We start from the raw sequence: 20,995 nt of genomic DNA on the forward strand, positions 1-20,995 counted from the left end.
TAATCCGCCGCACTTTTAATCACCCGATCTTTTATGAAGGGTTCACCATGCACGTACTGGTCTGTGAAGACGACGAACTGATCGCCAGCGGCATCGTGGCCGGCCTGACCGCGCAAGGTTTTACCGTGGAGCGTGTGGCCTCGGCCGGTGCCGCGCGCGCGATGCTCAGGGCGGCCACGTTCGACATCATGGTGCTCGACCTCGGCCTGCCGGACGAAGACGGCCTCAAGCTGCTGCAGCAACAGCGCAGCCAGGGCCTGGAAATCCCGGTGCTGATCCTCACCGCGCGCGATTCGGTGACCAACCGCGTCGACGGCCTGCAAGCCGGCGCCGATGACTACCTGCTCAAACCCTTCGACCTGCGCGAACTCGCCGCGCGCCTGCAAACCCTGCTGCGCCGGGTGGCGGGGCGCAGCGTCAACCTGATCGAGCATGGCCGACTGGCCTACGACCCCAGCAGCCGTGAGACTTTCCTGGGGGGCGAGCCGGTAGACCTGTCGCGCCGCGAACAGGCGCTGTTGCAAGCCCTGTTGCACAACAAAGGTCGGGTGCTGTCCAGCGAGCAACTCAAGGACAGCGTCTACGGCTTCAACGACGAGTTGGAAAGCAACGCCCTCAACGTGCATATCCACCACCTGCGACGCAAATTGGGCAATGGCATTGTCGAGACCGTGCGCGGTCTCGGCTATCGTCTGGGCCCTGCGGACGGGGGCGAGGACGCATCGTGAAAAGCCTGCGCCTGCGCCTGACGTTCAAGCTGGGCGCTGCTTTTGTGTTGATCTGGGCCCTGGCGGCGGCCTGGATGCTCAACGATCTGCGTAACCAGATGATGTTTTCCCTCGATCAACGCCTGGTGGCGTCGGCGCGCATGGTGGCGGGGCTGACCGAGCAGATGCCGGGCCTGGCCAGTGTGAGCGGTGGTGCGCATTTTCATGGGGCACAGCTGAATGTGCCGGGCGGCATGGCGTGCCAGGTCAGCTCCTTGCGCGGCGAAGTGTTGGCGCGCAGCCATGCCACGCCGGATGAAGGCCTGGAATCGCGCCAGAGTGGTTTTCGTGATCAGCTGATCGATGGTGTGAACTGGCGCAGCTTCACGCTTTCCCGTGGCGACCTGTTGATCACCACGGCCGACCGTCAAGTCGAACGTGAGGCTTTGAACCTGTCGATCCTGCTGGCCGCTTCGGTGCCAGTGGGCGTTGCCATGCTCGGCTGCCTGTGCCTGTTGTGGCTGGGCATCGGTCAGAGCCTGGTACCGCTCAACCGCATGCGTGACGCCTTGATGCGGCGCAGTGCCGACTCCCTTGAACCGCTGCAGATCCACCCGTTGCCCAGCGAACTCAAGCCGCTGCTCGACACCCAGAACCAATTGTTGCAACGCATCGCCAAAACCATCGAGCGTGAACGTCGCCTCACCGGCGACGCCGCCCACGAGCTGCGCAGCCCGCTGACGGCGATCAAGACCCACCTGCAAGTGGCGCGCATGACCGACGGCGCAGCCCGCGACCAATCCCTCGCCCACGCCGAGGAAGGCGCGGACCGCCTGCACCGCACCCTGGAGCAATTGCTGTTGCTGGCGCGGGTAGAGGGCAACCTCTCATTTGACGATGGTATGCACTCCAGTGCCGAGGACGTGGCACGGCTGGCCATCCAGGATGCCAATGCCGGTGATAACACGCGCATCGACCTGATCCTGCCGGAAAACCTTTCGGCTACCCCGGTGGAAATGCCAGTGGGCCTGGCGGTCGCAGCCCTGCGCAACCTGCTGGACAACGCACTGCGCCACACGCCGGCGGACACGCGGGTGGCGCTCAGCGTGACGACCGACGCCGATAACGTCGTGTTTCGCGTGCGTGACCACGGCAAGCAGATTTCGCCGGAGGACCTGCAATACCTGACCCAGCGCTTCTGGCGCAATGGCAACAGCGAAGGCTGCGGCCTGGGCCTGGCGATTGTGCAAGCGATTGTGCAGCGCTGTTCTTGCTCGTTGAAGTTCGACAGCCAGCCGGATGGCCTGCGCGTCGACCTGGGGATGCCGCTGCGACGCTGATCACTTTTCTTTCACGCGCCACATAGTTACCGCCCTCTTGAGGATCAAGCCTTCAGGATGGCGGTAATTTTTTTGCGCTTGAACGGGCTGAACGACTCGGCCTGTATTGAAAAGGATGGTTCTCATGTTGGTCATCGATACCAGTTTCCCCGCCAAAGGCTTCAACGAACGTAACGGCGAGCCCGTGCGGCAGGTGATCCTGCATTACACCGCGGCCCCTTTTGCCTCCTCCCTGCCTACCCTGACCCAGGATGGCGTGAGTGCACACTATTTGCTGCCCGACCCTGACGATCCCCGCTATCGCGCCGCAGGCTATGAAGAATTGCGGGTGTTCCGGTTGGTGGAAGAAGACAAGCGCGCCTGGCATGCCGGGGTGAGCCACTGGGCGGGGCGCGACAATCTCAACAGTCGCTCGATCGGCATCGAGATCGTCAACCTGGCACGGGATGACGGCGGCGTATTCACCTTTCCAGCCTATGGTGAGGAACAAACCCAAGTGTTGATTGCCTTGGTGCGCGACATTCTCGGGCGTTACCCACAGATTGAGCCTACCGACATTCTCGGGCATTCGGACGTGGCGTTCAGCCGCAAGAGCGATCCAGGGCCATGTCTGCCGTGGCGGCGTTTGCATGACGCGGGCGTGGGGGCCTGGTTTGATGAGGCGACCCAGGCGATGTATCAACGCCGCTTTTGCCTCGGGTTGCCGTCGGAAGTCGAGGTGGAGCGCGCGTTTCAGCGCTATGGGTATGCGCCTGCGAAGAATCGGCAGGGGTTTGAACAGCGCACGCGGGCGTTTCAGATGCACTTTCGCCCACGGGATTACTCGGGGTCCCTGGACGCGCAGACCTGCGCGATTCTTTATGCGTTGAATGAAAAGTATCTGGGGTTGTGTGGTTGACGGTTTTTCGCGACCGGAGGAGTAAATCCTCCTGATGCTGGTGCGTTTCCAGAACAGGAAATCCGTGCGCATGCCCCTTGGGCCAGACGCCAGCGGATCGGCAGTTTGGTCACCATCATCAGCGTATTGAGGGATCGAGAAATGTCAGTCGCTACCAGCCGTATCGAAGACGTCCAGGTGCATGAAACACTTTACCAGTTCGACGAAACCCCGCTGCTCGCCCGTCAGCGCCAGCAGGAATCCAACGCCCGCAGCTACCCTCGGCGTATCCCCCTGGCGCTCAAGCGCGCCAAGGGCCTCTACGTTGAAGATGTGGAAGGCCGCCGTTTCATCGACTGCCTGGCCGGTGCGGGCACGTTGGCGCTGGGGCATAACCACCCGGTGGTGATCGAGGCAATCCAGCAGGTACTGGCTGATGAGTTGCCACTGCACACCCTGGACCTGACGACGCCGGTCAAGGATCAATTCGTACAGGACCTGTTCGGCCTGTTGCCGCCAGCGTTGGCGCGGGAAGCGAAAATCCAGTTCTGTGGTCCCACCGGCACCGATGCGGTGGAAGCCGCATTGAAGTTGGTGCGCACTGCCACCGGCCGCAGCACGGTGTTGTCTTTCCAGGGCGGTTACCACGGCATGAGCCAGGGCGCCTTGAGCCTGATGGGTAGCCTGGGGCCAAAGAAGCCTTTGGGTGCCTTGCTCGGTAATGGCGTGCAGTTTTTGCCGTACCCCTACGACTACCGTTGCCCGTTCGGCCTGGGGGGCGCGGAAGGCGTGCGGGTCAACCTGCATTACCTGGACAACCTGCTGAATGATCCCGAGGCGGGCGTTTTGCTGCCGGCGGCGGTGATTGTCGAAGTGGTGCAGGGCGAGGGCGGTGTGATTCCAGCTGATCTCGACTGGCTGCGCGGTCTGCGCCGAATCACCGAACAGGCGGGCGTGGCGCTGATCGTGGATGAAATCCAAAGTGGTTTTGGCCGCACCGGCAAGCTGTTTGCCTTCGAACACGCCGGCATCATTCCGGATGTGGTGGTGATGTCCAAGGCCATTGGTGGCAGCCTGCCACTGGCGGTGGTGGTGTATCGCGACTGGCTCGACACCTGGTTGCCGGGCGCCCATGCCGGCACCTTTCGTGGCAATCAGATGGCGATGGCGGCGGGTTCGGCGGTGATGCGCTACCTCAAGGACCACGACCTGGCCGGTCACGCGGCCGCGATGGGCGAACGCCTGGGCGAACACCTGCGCATCCTGCAGCGCGACTTCCCGCACCTGGGGGATATCCGCGGTCGCGGGCTGATGCTCGGTGTGGAACTGGTGGACCCGAATGGCCCACTGGATGTCCAGGGCCACCCACCCGTGCATCGCCAATTGGCGCCGCTGGTGCAGCGTGAATGCCTCAAGCGTGGCTTGATCCTGGAACTGGGTGGCCGACACGGCAGCGTGGTGCGTTTCCTGCCGCCGCTGGTGATCACTGCCGTTGAAGTCGACCTCGTGGCGGACATCTTCGGGCGTGCGTTGGCGGCGGCGGTCGCCAGCCTCTAATTTTTTGCACGCTTGGTACGTTTCTACAGATATCAGTGCTGCGCGCGGTGCGCAGCCAGGCTTTCAGCGATGGAGAACAGCAATGACCTCAGTATTTGACCGCGACGACCTCCTGTTTCAGGTAGTGGTCAACCACGAAGAACAGTATTCCATCTGGCCCGACTACAAGGCCGTGCCGGAAGGCTGGCGGACGGTGGGCAAGAGCGGCATGAAGAAAGAATGCCTGGCCTACATCGAAGAAGTCTGGACGGATATGCGCCCGTTGAGCTTGCGCCAGAAGATGGACGGGGCCGCGGTCGCGGGCTGATCCACCCAGACGCTCTGTAGGCGCGAGCTTGCTCGCGAAAATCGCAAGGGCACCGCGGGCACTCAGCATGCCCGCGTTTTCGTTAACGTTCTTCGCGAGCAAGCTCGCTCCTACAGGAAGGTGTGTTATTGAGGTTGGCGGGCGTACAGGTAATCCGTCGCCAACGACGCCAGCGTCCTCACCCCCACCACCAACGCCGACTCGTCCACGAAGAACCCCGGATTGTGGTTCGGCGCCGCCTTGCTCATGTCCTGATCCCTCGGCGTCACCCCCAGGAACACAAACAGCCCCGGTGCTTCCTTGGCATAAAACGAGAAGTCCTCGGCACCGCCCACCAGCGGGCCCTGCACCACGTCATCCTTGGCCGCCCAGCGTAGGCTTGGCAGCATTTTCTCGGTCAGCGCCGGGTTGTTGATGGTGGGATCGTATTTCTCGATGATGGTGACTTCGGCCTTGGCGCCACCGCTTTCGGCGATTTTCTCCACGGTCTGCCGTACATCCGCGTGCAGTTTCTGGCGGATGCCGTAGTCGTACGAGCGAATGGTGCCGCTCATGTCCATCGACTCCGGAATGATGTTGTAACGCGTGCCGCCATTGATGGTGCCAATGCTCACCACCGACGGGAATGACGAGATATCGGTGCGGCGGCTGACCACGGTCTGTAGGCCGACAATGGTCTGCGCGCCCACGGTGATCGGGTCGATGCCATCCCAAGGGCGACCGGCGTGGGTCTGTTTGCCGAGGATTTTGATGCGCAAGTCATCCGAACTCGCCAGGGTCGGTCCCGAACGGTAGGCAATCTGACCGGCGGGCACACCCGCCCACACATGCAGACCGAACACCGCGTCCGGCTTGGGCGACTGCATCACGCCTTCCTGCACCATCATTTTGGCGCCCCAGGTGTTTTTGCCGTCGGGGATGAAGTCGCTCGGGCCTTCCTCGGCCGGTTGGAAATAGAACACCACGGTGCCCGGCAGGCGCTCGCGCATGCCGGTCAGAATCTTCGCAGTGCTCAGCAGGATGGCGACGTGGGCGTCGTGGCCGCAGGCGTGCATCACGTCAACCTCCTTGCCCAGGTAGGTGCCTTTGGCTTTGGAGGCGAAGGGCAGGTCGGCGACTTCCTTCACCGGCAGTGCATCCATGTCGGCGCGCAGGGCGACGGTGGGGCCGGGCAGGGCGCCTTTGAGCACCGCAACGACGCCCGTACGGGCGACGCCGGTTTTCACCTCAAGGCCCAGGTCGCGCAGCTGTTTTGCGACCAACTCGGCCGTGCGCGTTTCCGTGTTGCCCAGTTCCGGGTGGGCGTGGATGTCGCGTCGGGTTTCCAGCATCGCCGGTTCAAGGGCTTTTGCCTGGGCGGCGATTTCCTCACGGGCACTGTCCTGGCCGCTGCTGGCGGCTATCGCCGCACTGCTGGCAACCCCGCACAGCACGCCGAAAACCCATGGGGGTGTCAGACCGGTTAAACGCATAAGGACCTCTCCTGAGTTTATTGTTGTTGATCTTTCTCCTGCACAGTGCCGGCGGTCACTACCTGCACACTCAAGCGCGGCGTGGCCAGGTCCAGCCCGGCTTCATCCAGATGACGCTTGAGGGACAGGTTGAACGCCCGCGACACTTCCCACTGCTTGATCGGCGCGGTCTTGAAGCGCGCGCGCAGAATCGCGCTGCCCGACTCGAAACTCTCCACGCCTTGAATCTCCAACGGCGACCAGATATTGCGGCGCTGCAAGGGGTCGTTGCGCATTTTCTGGCCGACATCGCGCATCAGCTTGATGGCGTCGTCGATCTCCATGTTGTAGGGGATCGCCACCCGGAAGATCGCGTAGCCGAACTCCCGTGAGTAGTTCTTGATGCTCTTGATCTCACTGAACGGGATGGTGTGCACGATACCGTCGATGTCACGCAGGCGCACCGTGCGGATGGTCAGGCCTTCGACGGTGCCAAGGTGGCCGCCGACGTCCACGTAGTCATCGATGGCCAGGGAGTCTTCGATGATGATGAACAGGCCGGTGATCAAGTCCGCCACCAGGGACTGTGCGCCGAAACCGATAGCCAGGCCGATCACACCGGCACCGGCCAGCAATGGCGTGACGTTCATGCCCATGTTCGCCAGGGCGACGATGGCCGCGATGATGAAGATGGTCACGAACAGCACGTTACGGATCAACGGCATCATGGTCTGCGCACGGGCATTGGCCAGGCCTTTGCGCGAGCGGGTGAGGGCGTGGTGGATCGCGGTGTCGCTGAGGATCCAGATCAACCAGGCAAACAGCAAGGTCCCTGCCAGCCCAAACAGCTTGACGCTGACTTCATGGCCATCGCCTTCGGTAAAGCGGATCAGTGACAGGCCCCACACCCGCAAGCCCAACTCGATAAACGCCAGCCATACCACCAGGTGGGCCAGGGTGTAGACAAAGCTCTTCAGGCGTTCGGAATACAGCGCATGCCGCTTGTGCCCGCGCTGCGGCTTGAGGGCGTGACGGCGTACCAGGCCGTTGATCACCATGCACAGTACCAGCAGCACCGTGCACAGCAGCGACTGGCGCAATGCCGTGCTGGTATCGCCCGCCGAGACGAAGGTGGCGAACAGCGAGATGCCCACCAACAACAACGCCGGGATGTACCAGAAGGAACCGATGATTTCGATAGTGTCACTGAGGGCCCGGCGTGTGAGGCGGCGCGACAGTGGCTGGTTGCGGATCAGGTGGGCGATGGGGCGGCGGAAACGCAGGATGAACACCCCGGTCGACAGCGCCGCCATCACATTGGCGACGGTCGCGGCGGTATGGGACAAGTGCTGTCCAAGCGCCGTGACCAACCGTGGGTCGCTCAAGGCTTCACCGAAGGCGGCGAAGCTGCCGATCCACCACAACGGGCGGAAAGCCTGATGACGCAGGATGTACAGCGCGCGATGGCGATGCGGGCCGTCGAGCACGGAAAATGCAATCACGCAGATCGCCGAGAAACAGGTGCCTACCACCAGCGCATAGGCCAATACCATCGCCAAGGATTTGCCCAGGGACGAGGGCAGCGCATAGCTCAGGTACACCGTGATCACCAGGGCGATCAGCCATGGGCCGAGTTTACGCAGGGCGAAACGCACCATGTCCCAGGTGCGTGGGTGTTGCGGCAACTCTTCAGGCAGGCCGAAGCGTTCGCGTACGCGGTGGCTGAGCCAGATCAGCGCGGCAGCGAGCAGGCTCCATACCGCAAGGATCAAAGCAAAACCGAAAATGATCGGCAGCCATTCGTTGGCCGGCAACATCAGCGCACTGAGTTCTTCCTTGGCCAGGTCGACTTCATTGGCCCAGCGCCCCAGCGGGCTGTCGGCCCCGGAAAACTGTGATTCCAGGTTGGCCAGGGTGCCGCCGATCAACCCCAGCACGCCTTCTTCGGCGGCCGGTTGGGCTTTTTTCGTGGCTTCACGCAGCTTTTTCAGGTCACTCAGCAACTGGGTGCGTTGCTGGTCGTTTTCCAGGGTCTTGATCACTTCGTCCAATGACTGCCCCAACGGCACTTGGGCCTGGGGCTGGGTCTTGTTGGTGTTGCCGAGCAGGCCGGGCAAGCCCACGGCGTGGGCAGGCGTCAGCGGCAGCAGCGTCAGCAGGGCGATCAAGCAATAGCAGGGCAGGGCAAACAGACGGGAAAGCACGAGGCGGTCAACCTTGGAAACGACGAGTTGACCGAGTGTACGAGCGCAATCGTTATTCAGCCAGTTTTGCGAGGATCTTGTACACCACGGTGCCGAGAATCAGCAGCATGCCGATCCACATGCCAAACACGCCGAGTGGCTTGTCACGGAAGTTGAAGCCTACGGCAAGCATGATCATGCCGATCAGGATCGGGATAAGCATGGCGTGGAAGGAGGACATGGAGATCATGGTGCGACGGCCTTGTCGGAGTGGGAATACTGACAAGTCTAGGCGCGATTACGGGAAATGGAATTGATGTGAGTCAGATAGCGTGGTGGGTATCTGCAATCGTCATCGCGGGCAAGCCCGCTCTCACAGTTGAAATGCATTCCCCTGTGGGAGCGGGCTTGCCCGCGATGGCCGCGCCTCGGTCTCAGGGCAAGTCGTGGCTCGCGTAGAACGCGCCCAGCACCTTCACCAGATGCGCCAGGTCATGGCTGCCGCACAGCTCACGAATGGAGTGCATGGCAAACGTCGGCAGGCCGATGTCCACGGTGCGCACGCCCAGGTGGCTAGCGGTGATCGGGCCGATGGTGGAGCCGCAGCCCATGTCGCTGCGTACCACGAAGCTCTGCACCGGTACTTCCTGGGCCATGCACAGGTGGCGGAAAAACCCGGCGGTTTCGCTGTTGGTGGCGTAGCGCTGGTTGCTGTTGACCTTGATCACCGGGCCGGCGTTGAGCTTGGGACCGTGGTTGGCGTCATGCTTCTCGGCGTAGTTCGGGTGTACGCCGTGGGCGTTGTCCGCCGACACCAGCAGGGATTTCTGAATGGTACGTACGAATTCATCACCTTCCGGCAACAAGCGACGCAGGGTCTGTTCCAGCATCGGGCCATCGGCACCGCACGCCGAGCAGGAACCGACTTCTTCGTGGTCGTTGCACACCAGCACGCAGGTTTCTTCGCTGTCGCTGGTGAGCAAGGCTTGCAGGCCGGCATAGCAGGACAGCAGGTTGTCCAGGCGTGCACCGGCGATGAAGTCGCCGTTCAGGCCGATGACTGCAGCGCTTTGGGTGTCGTAGAAGCTCAGCTCGTAGTCGAGCACCACGTCGGCGTTCAAACCATGTTCGCGTGCAAGCTGCTCGGTGAGCACGGCACGGAAGTCCACGCGCTCGTCCCCGGCAAATTGCGCGAGGATGGGTGGCAGCTCAGTCTGGGCATTGATCGCCCAGCCCTGGTTGGCTTCACGGTTTAGGTGAATGGCCAGGTTGGGGATGATAGCGATAGGCAGCTTGAAGTCGATCAACTGGCTTTCGACCTTGCCGTCGCGGCGGAACGTCACGCGGCCGGCCAGGGACAGGTCGCGGTCGAACCATGGCGCCAGCAGTGCGCCGCCATAGACTTCCACGCCCAGTTGCCAGAAACCCTGGCGTTGCAGTTCCGGCTGGGGCTTGACCCGCAGGCACGGACTGTCGGTGTGGGCGCCGACCAGGCGGATACCGCCCTGCAGCGGCGAATGACGGCCGAGCTTGAAGGCGATGATCGAGGAATCGTTGCGGGTCACGTAATAGCGACCGTTGGCCTCGGTGGTCCAGGTTTCGCGCTCATCGAGACGCTGATAACCGGCCGCTTCCAGGCGCTGGGCCAGGGCGGCAGTGGCATGAAAAGGAGTAGGGGAGACCTTGAGGAAGTCGATCAGGCCTTGATTCAACGCTTCGCGCATAAATAGCTCCAGACAGCAATGCGCGGAGTTTACCGTTCGATGGCAAGAAGTGCACAGAACAAATGTGAGAGGGGGCTTGCCCCCGATGGCGGTGTGTCAGTGAGCAAATACAGTGACTGACACTCCGCCATCGGGGGCAAGCCCCCTCCCACATTTACCCGTGTTCGCAGCTTAAAAGGGGGCAGGGCACTCAAAGCGCAAGCGCTCGCCGCTTTGTGGATGGGTGAAACTGAGCATGCTTGCATGCAGGCACAGCCGCGGCCAGGCAGCCAACGCTTGTTCATGGGCATACAAGCCATCACCCAGCAACGGATGCCCGATGGACAGCATATGCACACGCAACTGGTGCGAACGCCCGGTGATCGGCGTCAGCTCCACACGGCACCAGTCGCCACACCGTTCCAGTACTTTCCAGAAGGTCAGCGCATGCTTGCCGAATTCGTGGTCCACCACATGCCGTGGTTTGGTTGGCGGGTCGTAGCGCAAAGGCAAGTCGATGCTGCCGCTGTCCAGTTCCGGTTGGCCCCAGGCCAGGGCGGTGTAGGCCTTTTCGGTTTCACGGTCGTGAAACTGGCGGGACAGTTCGCGGTGGGTGTCGGCGTCACGGGCCAGCAGGATGATGCCGGAGGTTTCCCAGTCCAGGCGATGGACGATGCGGGCTTCGGGATAGCCGTTTTCCTGCAGGCGGGTGATCAGGCAGTCCTTGTTGTCGTCGGCGCGGCCAGGCACCGAGAGCAGCAGGGTGGGCTTGTTCACCACCAGGACAGCGTCGTCCTGATAGAGGATATGGATGTTGGACAGCGGCATTAAACAGCCTCGTAACAAACGCCAACGGCGGCTCGCCCACCCGATTCCCGAAAAGGGATCAAGGTGTGTGAGCCGCCGTGGCGACCGCCTGTTCGATCAACGATCAGGCAGGGTGATATTGAGTTCCAGAATCGAGCAGCTGCCGTCATTTTCCAGAGCGACATGCACGTCATCGTTGCCGATATTGACGTACTTGCGGATCACCTCAACCAGTTCCTTCTGCAAGGCTGGCAGGTAGTCCGGCGTGCTGCGTTGGCCGCGTTCGTGCGCCACGATGATCTGTAGACGCTCTTTCGCTACCGACGCGGTCGTAGGCTTTTTGTTGGCGCGAAAGAAGTCGAGAAATTTCATTGTTTAGTTGCCTCCAAAGATACGCTCGAAGAATCCCTTCTTCTTGACATCGAGGAAGCGGTGTTCCACGGTCTTGCCCAGCAGGCGATCCACTGCATCGCTGTACGCCTGGCCGGCGTCGCTCTGGTCGTCAAGAATCACCGGAACACCCTGGTTGGAAGCCTTCAGGACGGCCTGGGATTCTGGGATCACGCCCAGCAGGGTCACTGCGAGGATTTCCTTCACGTCTTCAACACCGAGCATTTCGCCGTTGCTGACGCGCTCAGGGTTGTAACGGGTGAGCAGCAAGTGCTCCTTGATCGGGTCCTGGCCTTCTTCGGCGCGCTTGGATTTGCTGGCCAGCAGGCCCAGCATGCGGTCCGAGTCACGTACGGAGGAGACTTCCGGGTTGGTCACGACGATGGCTTCATCGGCGAAGTACATCGCCAGGTGAGCGCCGGTCTCGATACCGGCCGGCGAATCGCAGACCACGTATTCGAAGGTTTCCTTCAGCTCGGCCAGGACTTTGCCTACGCCTTCTTTGGTCAGCGCGTCTTTGTCACGGGTCTGGCTGGCGGCCAGCACGTACAGGTTCTCAAGGCGCTTGTCCTTGATCAGGGCCTGTTGCAGGTTGGCTTCACCGTTGACCACGTTGACGAAGTCATACACCACGCGGCGTTCGCAACCCATGATCAGGTCGAGGTTACGCAAGCCGACGTCGAAGTCGACAATAACTGTCTTGTGGCCGCGCAGAGCGAGACCGGTACCGATAGCGGCGCTGGTGGTGGTCTTACCCACACCACCCTTGCCGGATGTAACCACGAGAATCTTGGCCAAGGTGTTTCACCCCTAAGGAAGAAGGACGTTTCGGTCCCTGAAAAACATCTCTTGGAACTCGCTGCAGGCGGACAGCCTTGTAGGAAAAAAATATTCCTACATAAGTAATGCCGGTTTCGCTGTGCTATCAGAGTCTAGAGATGCTTGGAAAATGCGGCAGTATCCGTTAAAGACGGATGATGTTCAACACATCGCCCGACAGGTTGACCTGCACCGAAGCCCCCCACAGCGGATCACGGCGCAAATCTTCTGAAACCTTGTACTGGCCTGCGATGGACACTAGCTCAGCGGTCAACTGCTGGCAAAAAATACGGGCCTTGGTATCACCCTTGATGCCGGCGAGGGCACGTCCGCGCATCGGGCCGTATACATGGATGTTGCCATCGGCAAGAAGTTCCGCCCCCGGGCTGACCGAAGAGATCACCACCAAGTCGCCACCCTGGGCGTAAATCTGCTGTCCGCCGCGTACGGGCGAGGTGATGATCTTTGTAGGCTTGATCGTAGGCTCGGGTGGTTTTTCCGGTTTTTTCTTCTCTTCACCGACCAATGGTTCAAGCGGACGCTCGCGCGCGCCGGACGGTGGCAGTACTGGCAGTTCAATGGCGATGGCAGCGGCAATGTCTTCAATACGGCTGGCGCGGATTGCCAGGGTACGTAGGCCATGGGAGCGGCACACGCGCATCAGACCGGGCAGGTCGATGCTGCCTTGGCCGGCCGGCAGTTTGTCCAGCGCCAGTACCAGCGGGGCATTGTTGAAGAAATTCGGCGCCAGGGCGACCTTGGCGGCGAGCTGGCGGTCCAGGGCGTCGAGGTCGTTACGGGCGAGTTCCAGCACGGTGATGGCGAGCATGCTGCCTTTCAGCTGGAACACGGGATCTTGGTCTAGCGGTTCGGTTTGGCTCATGGTCGGCAAAAGCGGCTTGTCACGAAAAGTGTCGAGACTTATAACGAGAACACTCACCCGCCGCAAGCCGAGTCGAACCGTTGTAGAATGCGCGGCCCTTGTCTTTACCGGAATCTGTAATGGATCGCCCGCGTTTTCGAGCTGTATTTCTTCACCCGCGTTTCTGGCTGTTATGGCTAGGACTCGGCCTGTTGTGGCTGGTCACTCAACTGCCGTATCGCGCGCTGCTGACCATTGGTCGCCTGCTGGGCGCCGGCATGTACCGTGTGGCCGGCGAGCGTCGCCGCATTGCCGCGCGCAACCTGGAACTGTGCTTCCCGGAGAAATCCGCCAAAGAGCGCAAACAGCTGCTCAAGGAAAATTTCGCCTCCACTGGCATCGCCTTCTTTGAGATGGCCATGAGCTGGTGGTGGTCGCGCCAGCGCCTGGCGCGCCTGGCCCACGTCGAGGGCCTGGAACACCTCAAGCAAGCCCAGCTGGATGGCAAGGGCGTGATCCTCATGGCCCTGCACTTCACTACCCTGGAAATCGGCGCGGCGTTGCTGGGGCAAAAGCACACCATCGATGGCATGTACCGCGAGCACGGCAACCCATTGTTCGACTACATCCAGCGCCGTGGCCGCGAGCGCCACAACCTCGATTCCCTGGCCGTGGAGCGCGAAGACGTGCGCGGCATGCTCAAGCTGCTGCGCGCCGGCCGGGCCATCTGGTACGCGCCGGACCAGGACTACGGCGCCAAGCAAAGCATCTTCGTGCCGCTGTTCGGTATCCAGGCCGCCACCGTGCCGGCCACCAGCAAGTTCGCCAAGCTGGGCAAGGCATTGGTGGTGCCGTTCACCCAGCAGCGCCTGGCCGATGGCAGCGGTTACCGCCTGGTGATTCATCCGCCGTTGACTGACTTCCCAGGCGAGAGCGATGAAGTCGACTGCCTGCGCATCAACCAATGGGTAGAAGCCTCGGTACGTGAATGCCCTGAGCAATACCTGTGGACCCATCGCCGCTTCAAGAGCCGGCCACCGGGTGAGCCTAAGCTGTACGAAAAACGCCGCCGATAAGACAGACATTTCCCCACATGGAGTGACGCAATGCGCCCAGCTGAACCGGTTACAGGCTTGATTCTTTCCGGCGGCGGGGCGCGAGCGGCGTATCAAGTGGGGGTATTGGCGGCAATTGCCGAACTGTTGCCGCCGGGCGCACCCAACCCTTTCCCGGTGATTGTCGGCACCTCGGCCGGCGCGATCAATGCGGTGAGCCTGGCCAGTGGCGCCACGGACTTCAGGGCCTCGATACAACGTCTTACCGCTTTCTGGCAGGGCTTCCGTAGCCATCTGGTGCTGCGCAGTGATTGGCCGGGGGTGATCCGCCAGGCCAGCCGTTTCTTGATCCACAGCCTCCTGGGCCTGGGCGCTCAGGTGCCGGTGGCGCTGCTCGACAGCACGCCCCTCAAAGCGCTGCTCAAAGACAAGCTGCACTTGCCCGGCATCGATGAAGCTATTCGCAATAAGCACCTGCACGCGGTGGCGGTCACGGCCTTCGGTTACGAGTCCGGCCACGCAGTGACCTTCTACCAGGGCGGCGGCACCATCGACGCCTGGCTGCGCCATCGTCGCATCGGCATGCCCACGCAACTAACGGTTGAACACCTGCTGGCCAGTTCAGCGATTCCCTTGCTGTTTGCGCCGGTCAAACTCGACCAGGAGTATTTCGGCGACGGCGCCGTACGGCAGTCGGCGCCCATCAGTCCGGCGTTGCACCTGGGGGCCAGTCGCGTGTTGGTGGTTGGCGTCAGCGGCAACCCACGCGGCAATGAACCCGCGACGCAACGTACCTACACCGGCCAGGAGCCGACCTTGGCACAGATCGGCGGGCATATGCTCAACAGCACGTTCATTGACAGCCTGGAAAGCGATATCGAGTTGCTGGAGCGCTTGAATCAGTTCAGCCATGCCGCGCCTGGTGTGGCGGCGGTGGACGTGCTGGTGATTGCACCTAGCCAGCCGATCGATGAAATCGCCGCGCGGCACCGTCAGGAATTGCCGGCGGCATTGCGCTTGTTTTTGCGTGGGCCGGGGGCGACCAAGACGAGTGGGGCAGGGGTATTGAGTTACTTGCTGTTCGAGGCGGGGTATTGCAGCGAGTTGATCGAGTTGGGGCGCAAGGATGCGCTGGCCAAGCGCGAGGAACTCACCCGGTTCCTCGGCCTGACACCGAACCTGTAGGAGCCGGCTTGCCGGCTCCTACGAGGGTCAATCAGAAGTGATACTTGACCAGGAAGCTCGCAGTGTCCTGGTTAGTCTTGAACGCGCCCGAATCTTCGATCCCGTACTTGTTCTTCCAATAGTCGTATTCAAAGCCGACATACAACTGCTTGTCGCCCCAATGCAGCGCTTTACCCAGGTCATATTTGACCTGCGGGTTGAAGTGCAGGTTGGCGTGGTAAGTGCCACGGGCGTTTTTGTCGTTGTCGACTACCCAGTCCATAAAGCCGTCGATCAGGATATTCGAGTTGCCCACCGGGATCGTGTACGACCACACCGGAGTGATCTGCCAAACACCGTCACCCGGGCGATTGCCTTCGGTCTGGCGCTGGTAGAAGTTCAACTGGAAGTAGTCGAAACCGGGAATGTTCAGGTCAAAGCCAGGGCCGAGCAGGTACGACTCGTTATCGCCTTCGCCAAACTCGTAAGTGAACGCCAGCAGCACGTCTTTGATTGGGCCGAACGACAGGTCTTTATCAAAGATCTTGCCGAACGACAGGCGCGGGCTTATTTCACCGTAGTAAGTACTGGGGCCGACGTTGCCGTCTTCCTTGCCGTTGTAAAAGATGCGGTCGACGAAGATAAAGTTGTCGCCGTATTTCCAGGCATCGGCATGTTCGAACGTGACGGTTTGCTGGATCTGCGGGTTGACGGTAAAGCTCTTGCCCCACAGATAAGTCAGGCTGTTGTTCTGCCACTGCAACAGGTCACCGGCCACGGCTTGGCCACCGGCCAGCAGTGATCCTGCCAGCATCAGGCCTTTGAACATAGGTTTCATTCGGTTGCTCCCGAGTTAAAGTTTTATGGTTTTTCTTCTACGCAGGCGCTCTGGTGTGGCGCCTTTTGGTTCGCTGAAAAAATCGTCTGTTCGGTCAGCTTTAGTGCTTTTAGCAAGAGCTGCGCCAAGGTGTTTGAAAAGCCAAAAAATCCCTGTCGGCTGCATCGGATGCAGTCGAATTCAGAGGACTTTTGCGCACTTTGGCCGCAGACATAAGGCCGGGATAAGTTGGCCTTGCAGTCAGCTTTTACATTCGCTGTTTTTTTTTGAGTCGATTCGAGCGGGCGCGGAGAATACTGGCTCCCAGGCCGTGGCTCAAGTGCGCTGTTAGAGAGCGCGTGGGGCGAGAATGGGGCACGGCTTGTGGCCGGCCCCAAGTGAAGGGTGTGCATGTTGATATTCCTGTTTCGTTATTGTTTTTGTTAGAACGAAGGAATCAATGCGTAGGGGCAACTTCAGGGCGTTCCGCGCCGCCCAGGATGTTGAACAGGATATTCAGCGACAACGCGCTGAGCGTGGCCATGGCGATGCCGCTGTGGGTAATCGGGCTCATCCACAACGGTAGCTGCGCGAAGAACTCCGGGCGCACCACGGGGATCAGGCCCATGCCGATACTGACCGCCACCAGCAACTGGTTGCGACGGTCGGCGATGTCGGCTTCCTGCAGGATCTTGATCCCGGTCGCCGCCACCATGCCGAACATGGCGATGGCCGCGCCGCCCAGCACCGCCGGAGGAATCGACGCCACCAGGTAGGCGGCCTTGGGCAACAGGCTCAGCACGATGAGGAAGACCCCGGCCATAAGGGTGACCGAACGGCAACGCACGCCGGTCATCTGCACCAGGCCGATATTCTGTGCGAACGAGGAGTGGGTAAAGGTGTTGAAGAAACCGGCAAAGAACGACGCGCCGGCATCACACAGCAGCCCGCGGCGTAGCATCTTCGGCGTGACGTCTTGGCCGGTGATCTTGCCCAGGGCGAGGAACATCCCGGTGGACTCGACAAAGATGATCACCACCACCAGGCACATCGACAGGATCGGCGCCAATTCGAACGTAGGCATGCCGAAGTGCAAGGGTGTTACCACCTGCACCCAGGGCGCCATCGCCAGGCCGCTGAGGTCCACCATACCGAGTGCACCGCACAAGGCGTAGCCCAGGCCCATGCCAATCAGCACCGAGATGTTCACCCAGAAGCCGCGCATGAAGCGGTTGATCAGCAGGATGGTGGCGAGTACCAGTGCGGCAATCGCCAGGTAGATTGGTGAGCCGAACGTGGCGGTGGCACTGCCGCCGCCGGCCCAATTCACCGCCACTGGAAACAGCGACAGGCCAATTGCGGTGATCACTGTGCCAGTCACCAATGGTGGGAAAAAACGCACGACCTTGGACATGAACGGCGCGATGAGCATGCCAAAGAACCCGGCGGCGATGGTCGCGCCGAAGATCCCCTGCAACCCGATGCCTGGCATGCCGGCCATCGCGACCATGCTGCCGACGGCGGCAAAACTGGCGCCCATCATCACCGGCATGCGAATGCCCACCGGGCCGATGCCGAACGACTGCACCATGGTGGCGATACCGGCCACGAGCAGGTCGGCGTTGATCAGAAAGGCGATTTCTTCACGGCTCAGGCCGGCGGCCTGGCCAATGATCAGGGGCACGGCGACGGCGCCGCCGTACATCAGCAAGACGTGTTGCAGGCCTACCAGAATCAGTTGCAAGAGGGGCAGCCGCACCATGGCGGGCGCGGCGGGAATCTGCGGTTCGGCTAACTCGGTCATGCAACACCTCGGATCTTTTTTATTTTTGTGTTGTGTGGAACGCAATCTCTACAGCACCACAAATTCTCTGTGGGAGCGGGCTTGCTCGCGAATACGGTGTGTCAGTCATTGAGTGTGCTGACTGATCCAGCGCCTTCGCGAGCAAGCCCGCTCCTACATTTGGATCTGTGTGAGTCAGTCAGTTAATTGGTGCGGGCTCCCTGGTTGATCCAGGTACCAATCAAATCCCGCTCCTGTTGGGTCATCTGGGTGATGTTGCCCAACGGCATGATCTGGCTCGTCACGGCTTGCGCTTGAATACGCGCGGCCTGCTGCTGGATCTGCGCCGGTGTGTCAAACATCACCCCGGCCGGCGCGGTGCTGAACAGCGGGCTGGTGGGCTTGGCCGAATGGCACACAGTGCAACGCTGCTCGATCACGCTGTGGATCTGGCCGAAATCCGTGGTGGCCTGGGCCGGTGCCGGTTCAGCGGCCGGTGCGGCAGGTGCAGCGGGTTTCAAACCACCGCCCAGCGCCGTTTCCGGCAATGGCTGGTACTCGATGGCGGCGGGCGCCTTGGCCACTTCTGGTGCGGTCGACACCGGTTTTGGTCCGGTGACGTAGGCCAGACAGATCATCGCCAGCGCGCCAACCGGCAAGGTCCACGCATACTTCTGGCTGTTGTGACGGGTATTGAAGTAGTGCCGTACCAACACCGCCGCCACCGCGATACCCGCCAGGATCAGCCAGTTGTATTGGCTGCCGTAGGTGCTCGGGAAGTGGTTGCTGATCATGATGAACAGCACCGGCAAGGTGAAGTAGTTGTTGTGACGCGAACGCAGCAAGCCCTTGGCCGGCAGTGCCGGGTCGGGCGTGCGATTCTCTGCGATCGCTGCGACCAACGCGCGTTGCGCCGGCATGATGATGCGGAACACGTTACCGACCATGATGGTGCCGATCACCGCACCGACGTGCAGGTAGGCGCCACGGCCACTGAACACTTTGCTGAAGCCGTATGCGGCGGCAATCAACAGCACGAACAGAATGAAGCCGAGCAGGGCAGGGCGCTTGCCCAGGGCCGAGTCGCAAAGGAAGGAGTAGATGAACCAGCCGGCGAACAGTGAGCCTATGCCCAGCAACACGCCTTCCGGACCACTGAGGCTGCTGCCCGGGGCCAGCAGGTACAACGTGGGGTTCCAGTAAAACACCACGCACAGCAGCGCAATGCCCGACATCCAGGTGAAATAGGCTTCCCATTTGAACCAGTGCAGGTTGTCCGGCATGGTCGGCGGCGCCAGTTTGTATTTTTCCAGGTGGTAGATACCGCCACCGTGGATCGCCCACAAGTCACCGGCCAGGCCGCTCTTGGGGTTGACGCGATTGAGGTTGTTTTCCAGCCAGACGAAGTAGAAAGAAGCGCCGATCCACGCGACGCCCGTGATCATGTGAACCCAGCGCACGCTCAGGTTCAGCCATTCCATCAAATGTGCTTCCACAGTTTTTACCTCTCGCCTGTCACCCTTGTTGTCGGGTGATCAGACCTTCTCTTATTGGTGGGGGGCGAGGATCAACCGCTCATCCTCTTTGAAAAAATGCTCATCGCAGTTATTGCCTGTGCCACTGCGATCAACCACCAGGAAGTCATCCCGCTTTTCGATCGTCAGCACCGGGTGGTGCCAGACGCCGCGATGGTAATTAATGCCCTGCCTGCCGTTGGTGACGAAGGCGCGGACCAAGCCCGATACAGGTTCATCGCCAAGTGGCGCGACCACGATCAGAAAGGGGTTGCCGAGCAGCGGAATGAAAGCCTGGCTGCCCAGCGGGTGTCGTTCCAGCATGCACACAGTCAGCGGCATGTCCTGCGCGTCGGCGCGGAAGATGCTGATGATGGCGTGGTCTTCCGGCTGTGCGGTTTCGACCGTGGCCAATTTGTGAAAGCGCATGGTCGACCCGTTGTTGATCATGAAGTGATCGCTGCCGTCGGTTTCGATAACGTCTCCGAAAGGCGCGAAGGCTTCTTTGGTCAGGGGTTCGATCATCAGTGTGCGCATGGCTGTCTTCTTAAGTTTCCGAATTTGATGTTGTCTGGTCTACCGCTATCGCGGGCAAGCCCGGCTCCCACATTTGACCGCGTACCCCTGTGAGAGCCGGGCTAGCCCGCGATTGGGTTCACCCTTATTTCGCTACCTTGCCCAAGACGCGCAGGCGGCTCACACCACCATCCGGGAACACATTCAGGCGGATGTGGGTAATCGGCCCCAGCGCCTTGATCTGCTCGGCGAAGGTGTGTTCGGCGTGCATTTCCAGTTTCTGCGCCGGCAGCAATTCGCGCCAGAACAACGATTGGGTTTCGATCTGGCTGTCGGTGCCGCCCTTCACGAAGGCGCCCTGGATCGAGCACGTGTCCGGGTAGTTGCCCTTGAAGTGCAGGGTATCGACGATGATCTTCTCGATCTCGCCCGGGTGGCCCAGGGCGACGATCACCCAGTCATTGCCTGGCGTGCGACGACGTGCGGTTTCCCAGCCGTCACCCATGTTGATGCCACGGCCTGGGTTGAGGATGTTGCTCATGCGGCCGAAGTGTTCATCGGAGCAGGCCAGGGCGCGACCGCCGTTGAGTGCGGCAGCCAGGTCGACCTGTTCGTTGTCGCCCACCGAGGACCAGTCGCGGAACGGCACGCCGTACACGCGCAGACGGGCCACGCCGCCATCCGGGTAGATGTTGAAACGCAGGTGGCTGAACGCCTGGTCGTTGTTGATCTCGTGGTAGTGGTGGCTGTTGCCTTGCAACTCGACGGCGGACAGCACTTCCACCCACTGGGTGTTGTCATCCGGCTCGCCCGAAGCCAGGAAGCAGGCTTCCAGGGAGGCCGACGGCGGGAAGTTGCCGGTGAAGAATGAAGTGTCGATGTCCACGCCCTTGATCGAACCGGGTACACCCAGGCGGATCACTGCGCTGTCGTAGCCTTCGAAGCGCTTGCGGCGCGACTCCCAGCCGTCCATCCACTTGCCGTTGTCATCGAAAACGCCCTCCTTCCACACGGCCGGGGTCGGCTGGAACAGGCGGTTGGCGTCGGCGAACCAGTCATCGGTGACGGAGATGATCTTGGTGCCCAGGCGGGCGTCGGCCAGGTTGACGAACTTTTCGAAAGGTACGGCGTAAGCTTTCATTC

21 protein-coding genes are annotated in these 20,995 nt (G+C 61.1%); 7 read left to right on the forward strand and 14 right to left on the reverse strand.

From position 1 onward, the window contains the following. Window positions 1-47: 47 nt before the first annotated feature. The 5 genes from AB4O08_RS21055 to AB4O08_RS21075 all read left to right on the forward strand — a co-directional run bounded on the left by AB4O08_RS21055 (window position 48) and on the right by AB4O08_RS21075 (window position 4,788). Window positions 48-728 (forward strand): response regulator, encoded by a 681-nt coding sequence (locus tag AB4O08_RS21055; protein ID WP_010208813.1) that lies wholly within the window; start codon window positions 48-50, stop codon window positions 726-728. Further along, window positions 725-2,047 (forward strand): ATP-binding protein, encoded by a 1,323-nt coding sequence (locus AB4O08_RS21060; RefSeq protein ID WP_021490814.1) that lies wholly within the window; start codon window positions 725-727, stop codon window positions 2,045-2,047. Before AB4O08_RS21055 ends, AB4O08_RS21060 begins: the two co-directional genes overlap by 4 nt. 124 nt (window positions 2,048-2,171) lie before the next feature. Further along, window positions 2,172-2,945: an N-acetylmuramoyl-L-alanine amidase gene (locus AB4O08_RS21065; protein ID WP_198729458.1), complete on the forward strand. Its 774-nt coding sequence runs from the start codon at window positions 2,172-2,174 to the stop codon at window positions 2,943-2,945. Between the two features lie 141 nt (window positions 2,946-3,086). Next, window positions 3,087-4,481 carry an aspartate aminotransferase family protein gene (locus tag AB4O08_RS21070; RefSeq protein ID WP_021490813.1) on the forward strand — a complete coding sequence of 465 codons (1,395 nt, stop codon included), beginning with the start codon at window positions 3,087-3,089 and terminating at the stop codon, window positions 4,479-4,481. 82 nt (window positions 4,482-4,563) lie between these two features. Continuing rightward, window positions 4,564-4,788, forward strand: a complete 225-nt coding sequence (locus tag AB4O08_RS21075) for an MbtH family protein (protein WP_198581078.1) — start codon at window positions 4,564-4,566, stop codon at window positions 4,786-4,788. Window positions 4,789-4,913: 125 nt separating this feature from the next. On the opposite strand, the gene AB4O08_RS21080 is transcribed toward AB4O08_RS21075, so the two are convergent. From AB4O08_RS21080 to minC, 8 genes are all read right to left on the reverse strand, one after another. Next, a complete protein-coding gene (locus AB4O08_RS21080) occupies window positions 4,914-6,260 on the reverse strand; it encodes an amidohydrolase (protein WP_183702750.1) in 1,347 nt (448 codons plus the stop codon). A gap of 17 nt (window positions 6,261-6,277) precedes the next feature. After that, window positions 6,278-8,443 (reverse strand): mechanosensitive ion channel family protein, encoded by a 2,166-nt coding sequence (locus AB4O08_RS21085; RefSeq protein ID WP_305375269.1) that lies wholly within the window; start codon window positions 8,441-8,443, stop codon window positions 6,278-6,280. Between the two features lie 52 nt (window positions 8,444-8,495). Next, window positions 8,496-8,672, reverse strand: coding sequence for a hypothetical protein (locus AB4O08_RS21090; RefSeq protein WP_010208820.1), 177 nt, complete (start codon window positions 8,670-8,672; stop codon window positions 8,496-8,498). A gap of 184 nt (window positions 8,673-8,856) precedes the next feature. Then, the gene (locus tag AB4O08_RS21095) at window positions 8,857-10,146 is read right to left on the reverse strand and encodes a M18 family aminopeptidase (RefSeq protein ID WP_010208821.1); all 1,290 of its coding nucleotides are present in this window, start codon (window positions 10,144-10,146) and stop codon (window positions 8,857-8,859) included. A gap of 171 nt (window positions 10,147-10,317) precedes the next feature. Continuing rightward, window positions 10,318-10,953, reverse strand: a complete 636-nt coding sequence (locus tag AB4O08_RS21100) for an RluA family pseudouridine synthase (RefSeq protein ID WP_010208822.1) — start codon at window positions 10,951-10,953, stop codon at window positions 10,318-10,320. A gap of 96 nt (window positions 10,954-11,049) precedes the next feature. Beyond that, window positions 11,050-11,304, reverse strand: a complete 255-nt coding sequence (gene minE, locus AB4O08_RS21105) for a cell division topological specificity factor MinE (protein ID WP_010208824.1) — start codon at window positions 11,302-11,304, stop codon at window positions 11,050-11,052. 3 nt (window positions 11,305-11,307) lie between these two features. Next, on the reverse strand, window positions 11,308-12,120 hold the full coding sequence (gene minD / locus AB4O08_RS21110) for a septum site-determining protein MinD (RefSeq protein WP_003175251.1): 813 nt from the start codon (window positions 12,118-12,120) through the stop codon (window positions 11,308-11,310). Between the two features lie 166 nt (window positions 12,121-12,286). Further along, window positions 12,287-13,024: a septum site-determining protein MinC gene (gene minC / locus AB4O08_RS21115; RefSeq protein ID WP_010208827.1), complete on the reverse strand. Its 738-nt coding sequence runs from the start codon at window positions 13,022-13,024 to the stop codon at window positions 12,287-12,289. A 119-nt stretch (window positions 13,025-13,143) separates the two neighbouring features. On the opposite strand from minC, the gene AB4O08_RS21120 reads away from it, so the two are divergent. Continuing rightward, window positions 13,144-14,079: a lipid A biosynthesis lauroyl acyltransferase gene (locus tag AB4O08_RS21120; protein ID WP_010208829.1), complete on the forward strand. Its 936-nt coding sequence runs from the start codon at window positions 13,144-13,146 to the stop codon at window positions 14,077-14,079. Window positions 14,080-14,109: 30 nt separating this feature from the next. Continuing rightward, a complete protein-coding gene (locus AB4O08_RS21125; protein WP_154846755.1) occupies window positions 14,110-15,243 on the forward strand; it encodes a patatin-like phospholipase family protein in 1,134 nt (377 codons plus the stop codon). 31 nt (window positions 15,244-15,274) lie between these two features. On the opposite strand, the gene AB4O08_RS21130 is transcribed toward AB4O08_RS21125, so the two are convergent. The 6 genes from AB4O08_RS21130 to alc all read right to left on the reverse strand — a co-directional run bounded on the left by AB4O08_RS21130 (window position 15,275) and on the right by alc (window position 20,993). Further along, window positions 15,275-16,060 carry an outer membrane protein OmpK gene (locus tag AB4O08_RS21130; RefSeq protein WP_010208831.1) on the reverse strand — a complete coding sequence of 262 codons (786 nt, stop codon included), beginning with the start codon at window positions 16,058-16,060 and terminating at the stop codon, window positions 15,275-15,277. 23 nt (window positions 16,061-16,083) lie between these two features. Beyond that, entirely contained in the window at window positions 16,084-16,452 is a 369-nt protein-coding gene (locus AB4O08_RS21135) for a hypothetical protein (RefSeq protein WP_144410408.1), read from the reverse strand. A 44-nt stretch (window positions 16,453-16,496) separates the two neighbouring features. Beyond that, window positions 16,497-17,843: a nucleobase:cation symporter-2 family protein gene (locus AB4O08_RS21140; RefSeq protein ID WP_010208832.1), complete on the reverse strand. Its 1,347-nt coding sequence runs from the start codon at window positions 17,841-17,843 to the stop codon at window positions 16,497-16,499. A 182-nt stretch (window positions 17,844-18,025) separates the two neighbouring features. Continuing rightward, entirely contained in the window at window positions 18,026-19,318 is a 1,293-nt protein-coding gene (locus AB4O08_RS21145) for a urate hydroxylase PuuD (RefSeq protein WP_044287594.1), read from the reverse strand. Between the two features lie 51 nt (window positions 19,319-19,369). After that, window positions 19,370-19,873 (reverse strand): ureidoglycolate lyase, encoded by a 504-nt coding sequence (locus AB4O08_RS21150; RefSeq protein ID WP_010208834.1) that lies wholly within the window; start codon window positions 19,871-19,873, stop codon window positions 19,370-19,372. 124 nt (window positions 19,874-19,997) lie between these two features. Next, complete coding sequence (gene alc / locus AB4O08_RS21155) at window positions 19,998-20,993, reverse strand: allantoicase (RefSeq protein ID WP_010208835.1); 996 nt, start codon at window positions 20,991-20,993, stop codon at window positions 19,998-20,000. Window positions 20,994-20,995 lie beyond the last annotated feature (2 nt).

The organism is Pseudomonas sp. H3_E07, assembly GCF_054668895.1.

Bases quoted from the DNA above. Each gene is read 5' to 3' on its own strand.
- alc (WP_010208835.1), bottom strand. From the start codon at position 20,993: ATGAAAGCTTACGCCGTACCTTTCGAAAAGTTCGTCAACCTGGCCGAC.
- minE (WP_010208824.1), bottom strand. From the start codon at position 11,304: ATGAAATTTCTCGACTTCTTTCGCGCCAACAAAAAGCCTACGACCGCG.
- AB4O08_RS21070 (WP_021490813.1), top strand. From the start codon at position 3,087: ATGTCAGTCGCTACCAGCCGTATCGAAGACGTCCAGGTGCATGAAACA.
- AB4O08_RS21055 (WP_010208813.1), top strand. From the start codon at position 48: ATGCACGTACTGGTCTGTGAAGACGACGAACTGATCGCCAGCGGCATC.
- AB4O08_RS21120 (WP_010208829.1), top strand. From the start codon at position 13,144: ATGGATCGCCCGCGTTTTCGAGCTGTATTTCTTCACCCGCGTTTCTGG.
- AB4O08_RS21075 (WP_198581078.1), top strand. From the start codon at position 4,564: ATGACCTCAGTATTTGACCGCGACGACCTCCTGTTTCAGGTAGTGGTC.
- AB4O08_RS21100 (WP_010208822.1), bottom strand. From the start codon at position 10,953: ATGCCGCTGTCCAACATCCATATCCTCTATCAGGACGACGCTGTCCTG.
- AB4O08_RS21090 (WP_010208820.1), bottom strand. From the start codon at position 8,672: ATGATCTCCATGTCCTCCTTCCACGCCATGCTTATCCCGATCCTGATC.
- AB4O08_RS21140 (WP_010208832.1), bottom strand. From the start codon at position 17,843: ATGACCGAGTTAGCCGAACCGCAGATTCCCGCCGCGCCCGCCATGGTG.
- AB4O08_RS21150 (WP_010208834.1), bottom strand. From the start codon at position 19,873: ATGCGCACACTGATGATCGAACCCCTGACCAAAGAAGCCTTCGCGCCT.
- AB4O08_RS21095 (WP_010208821.1), bottom strand. From the start codon at position 10,146: ATGCGCGAAGCGTTGAATCAAGGCCTGATCGACTTCCTCAAGGTCTCC.
- AB4O08_RS21130 (WP_010208831.1), bottom strand. From the start codon at position 16,060: ATGAAACCTATGTTCAAAGGCCTGATGCTGGCAGGATCACTGCTGGCC.
- AB4O08_RS21080 (WP_183702750.1), bottom strand. From the start codon at position 6,260: ATGCGTTTAACCGGTCTGACACCCCCATGGGTTTTCGGCGTGCTGTGC.
- AB4O08_RS21065 (WP_198729458.1), top strand. From the start codon at position 2,172: ATGTTGGTCATCGATACCAGTTTCCCCGCCAAAGGCTTCAACGAACGT.
- AB4O08_RS21125 (WP_154846755.1), top strand. From the start codon at position 14,110: ATGCGCCCAGCTGAACCGGTTACAGGCTTGATTCTTTCCGGCGGCGGG.
- minC (WP_010208827.1), bottom strand. From the start codon at position 13,024: ATGAGCCAAACCGAACCGCTAGACCAAGATCCCGTGTTCCAGCTGAAA.
- AB4O08_RS21135 (WP_144410408.1), bottom strand. From the start codon at position 16,452: ATGCACACCCTTCACTTGGGGCCGGCCACAAGCCGTGCCCCATTCTCG.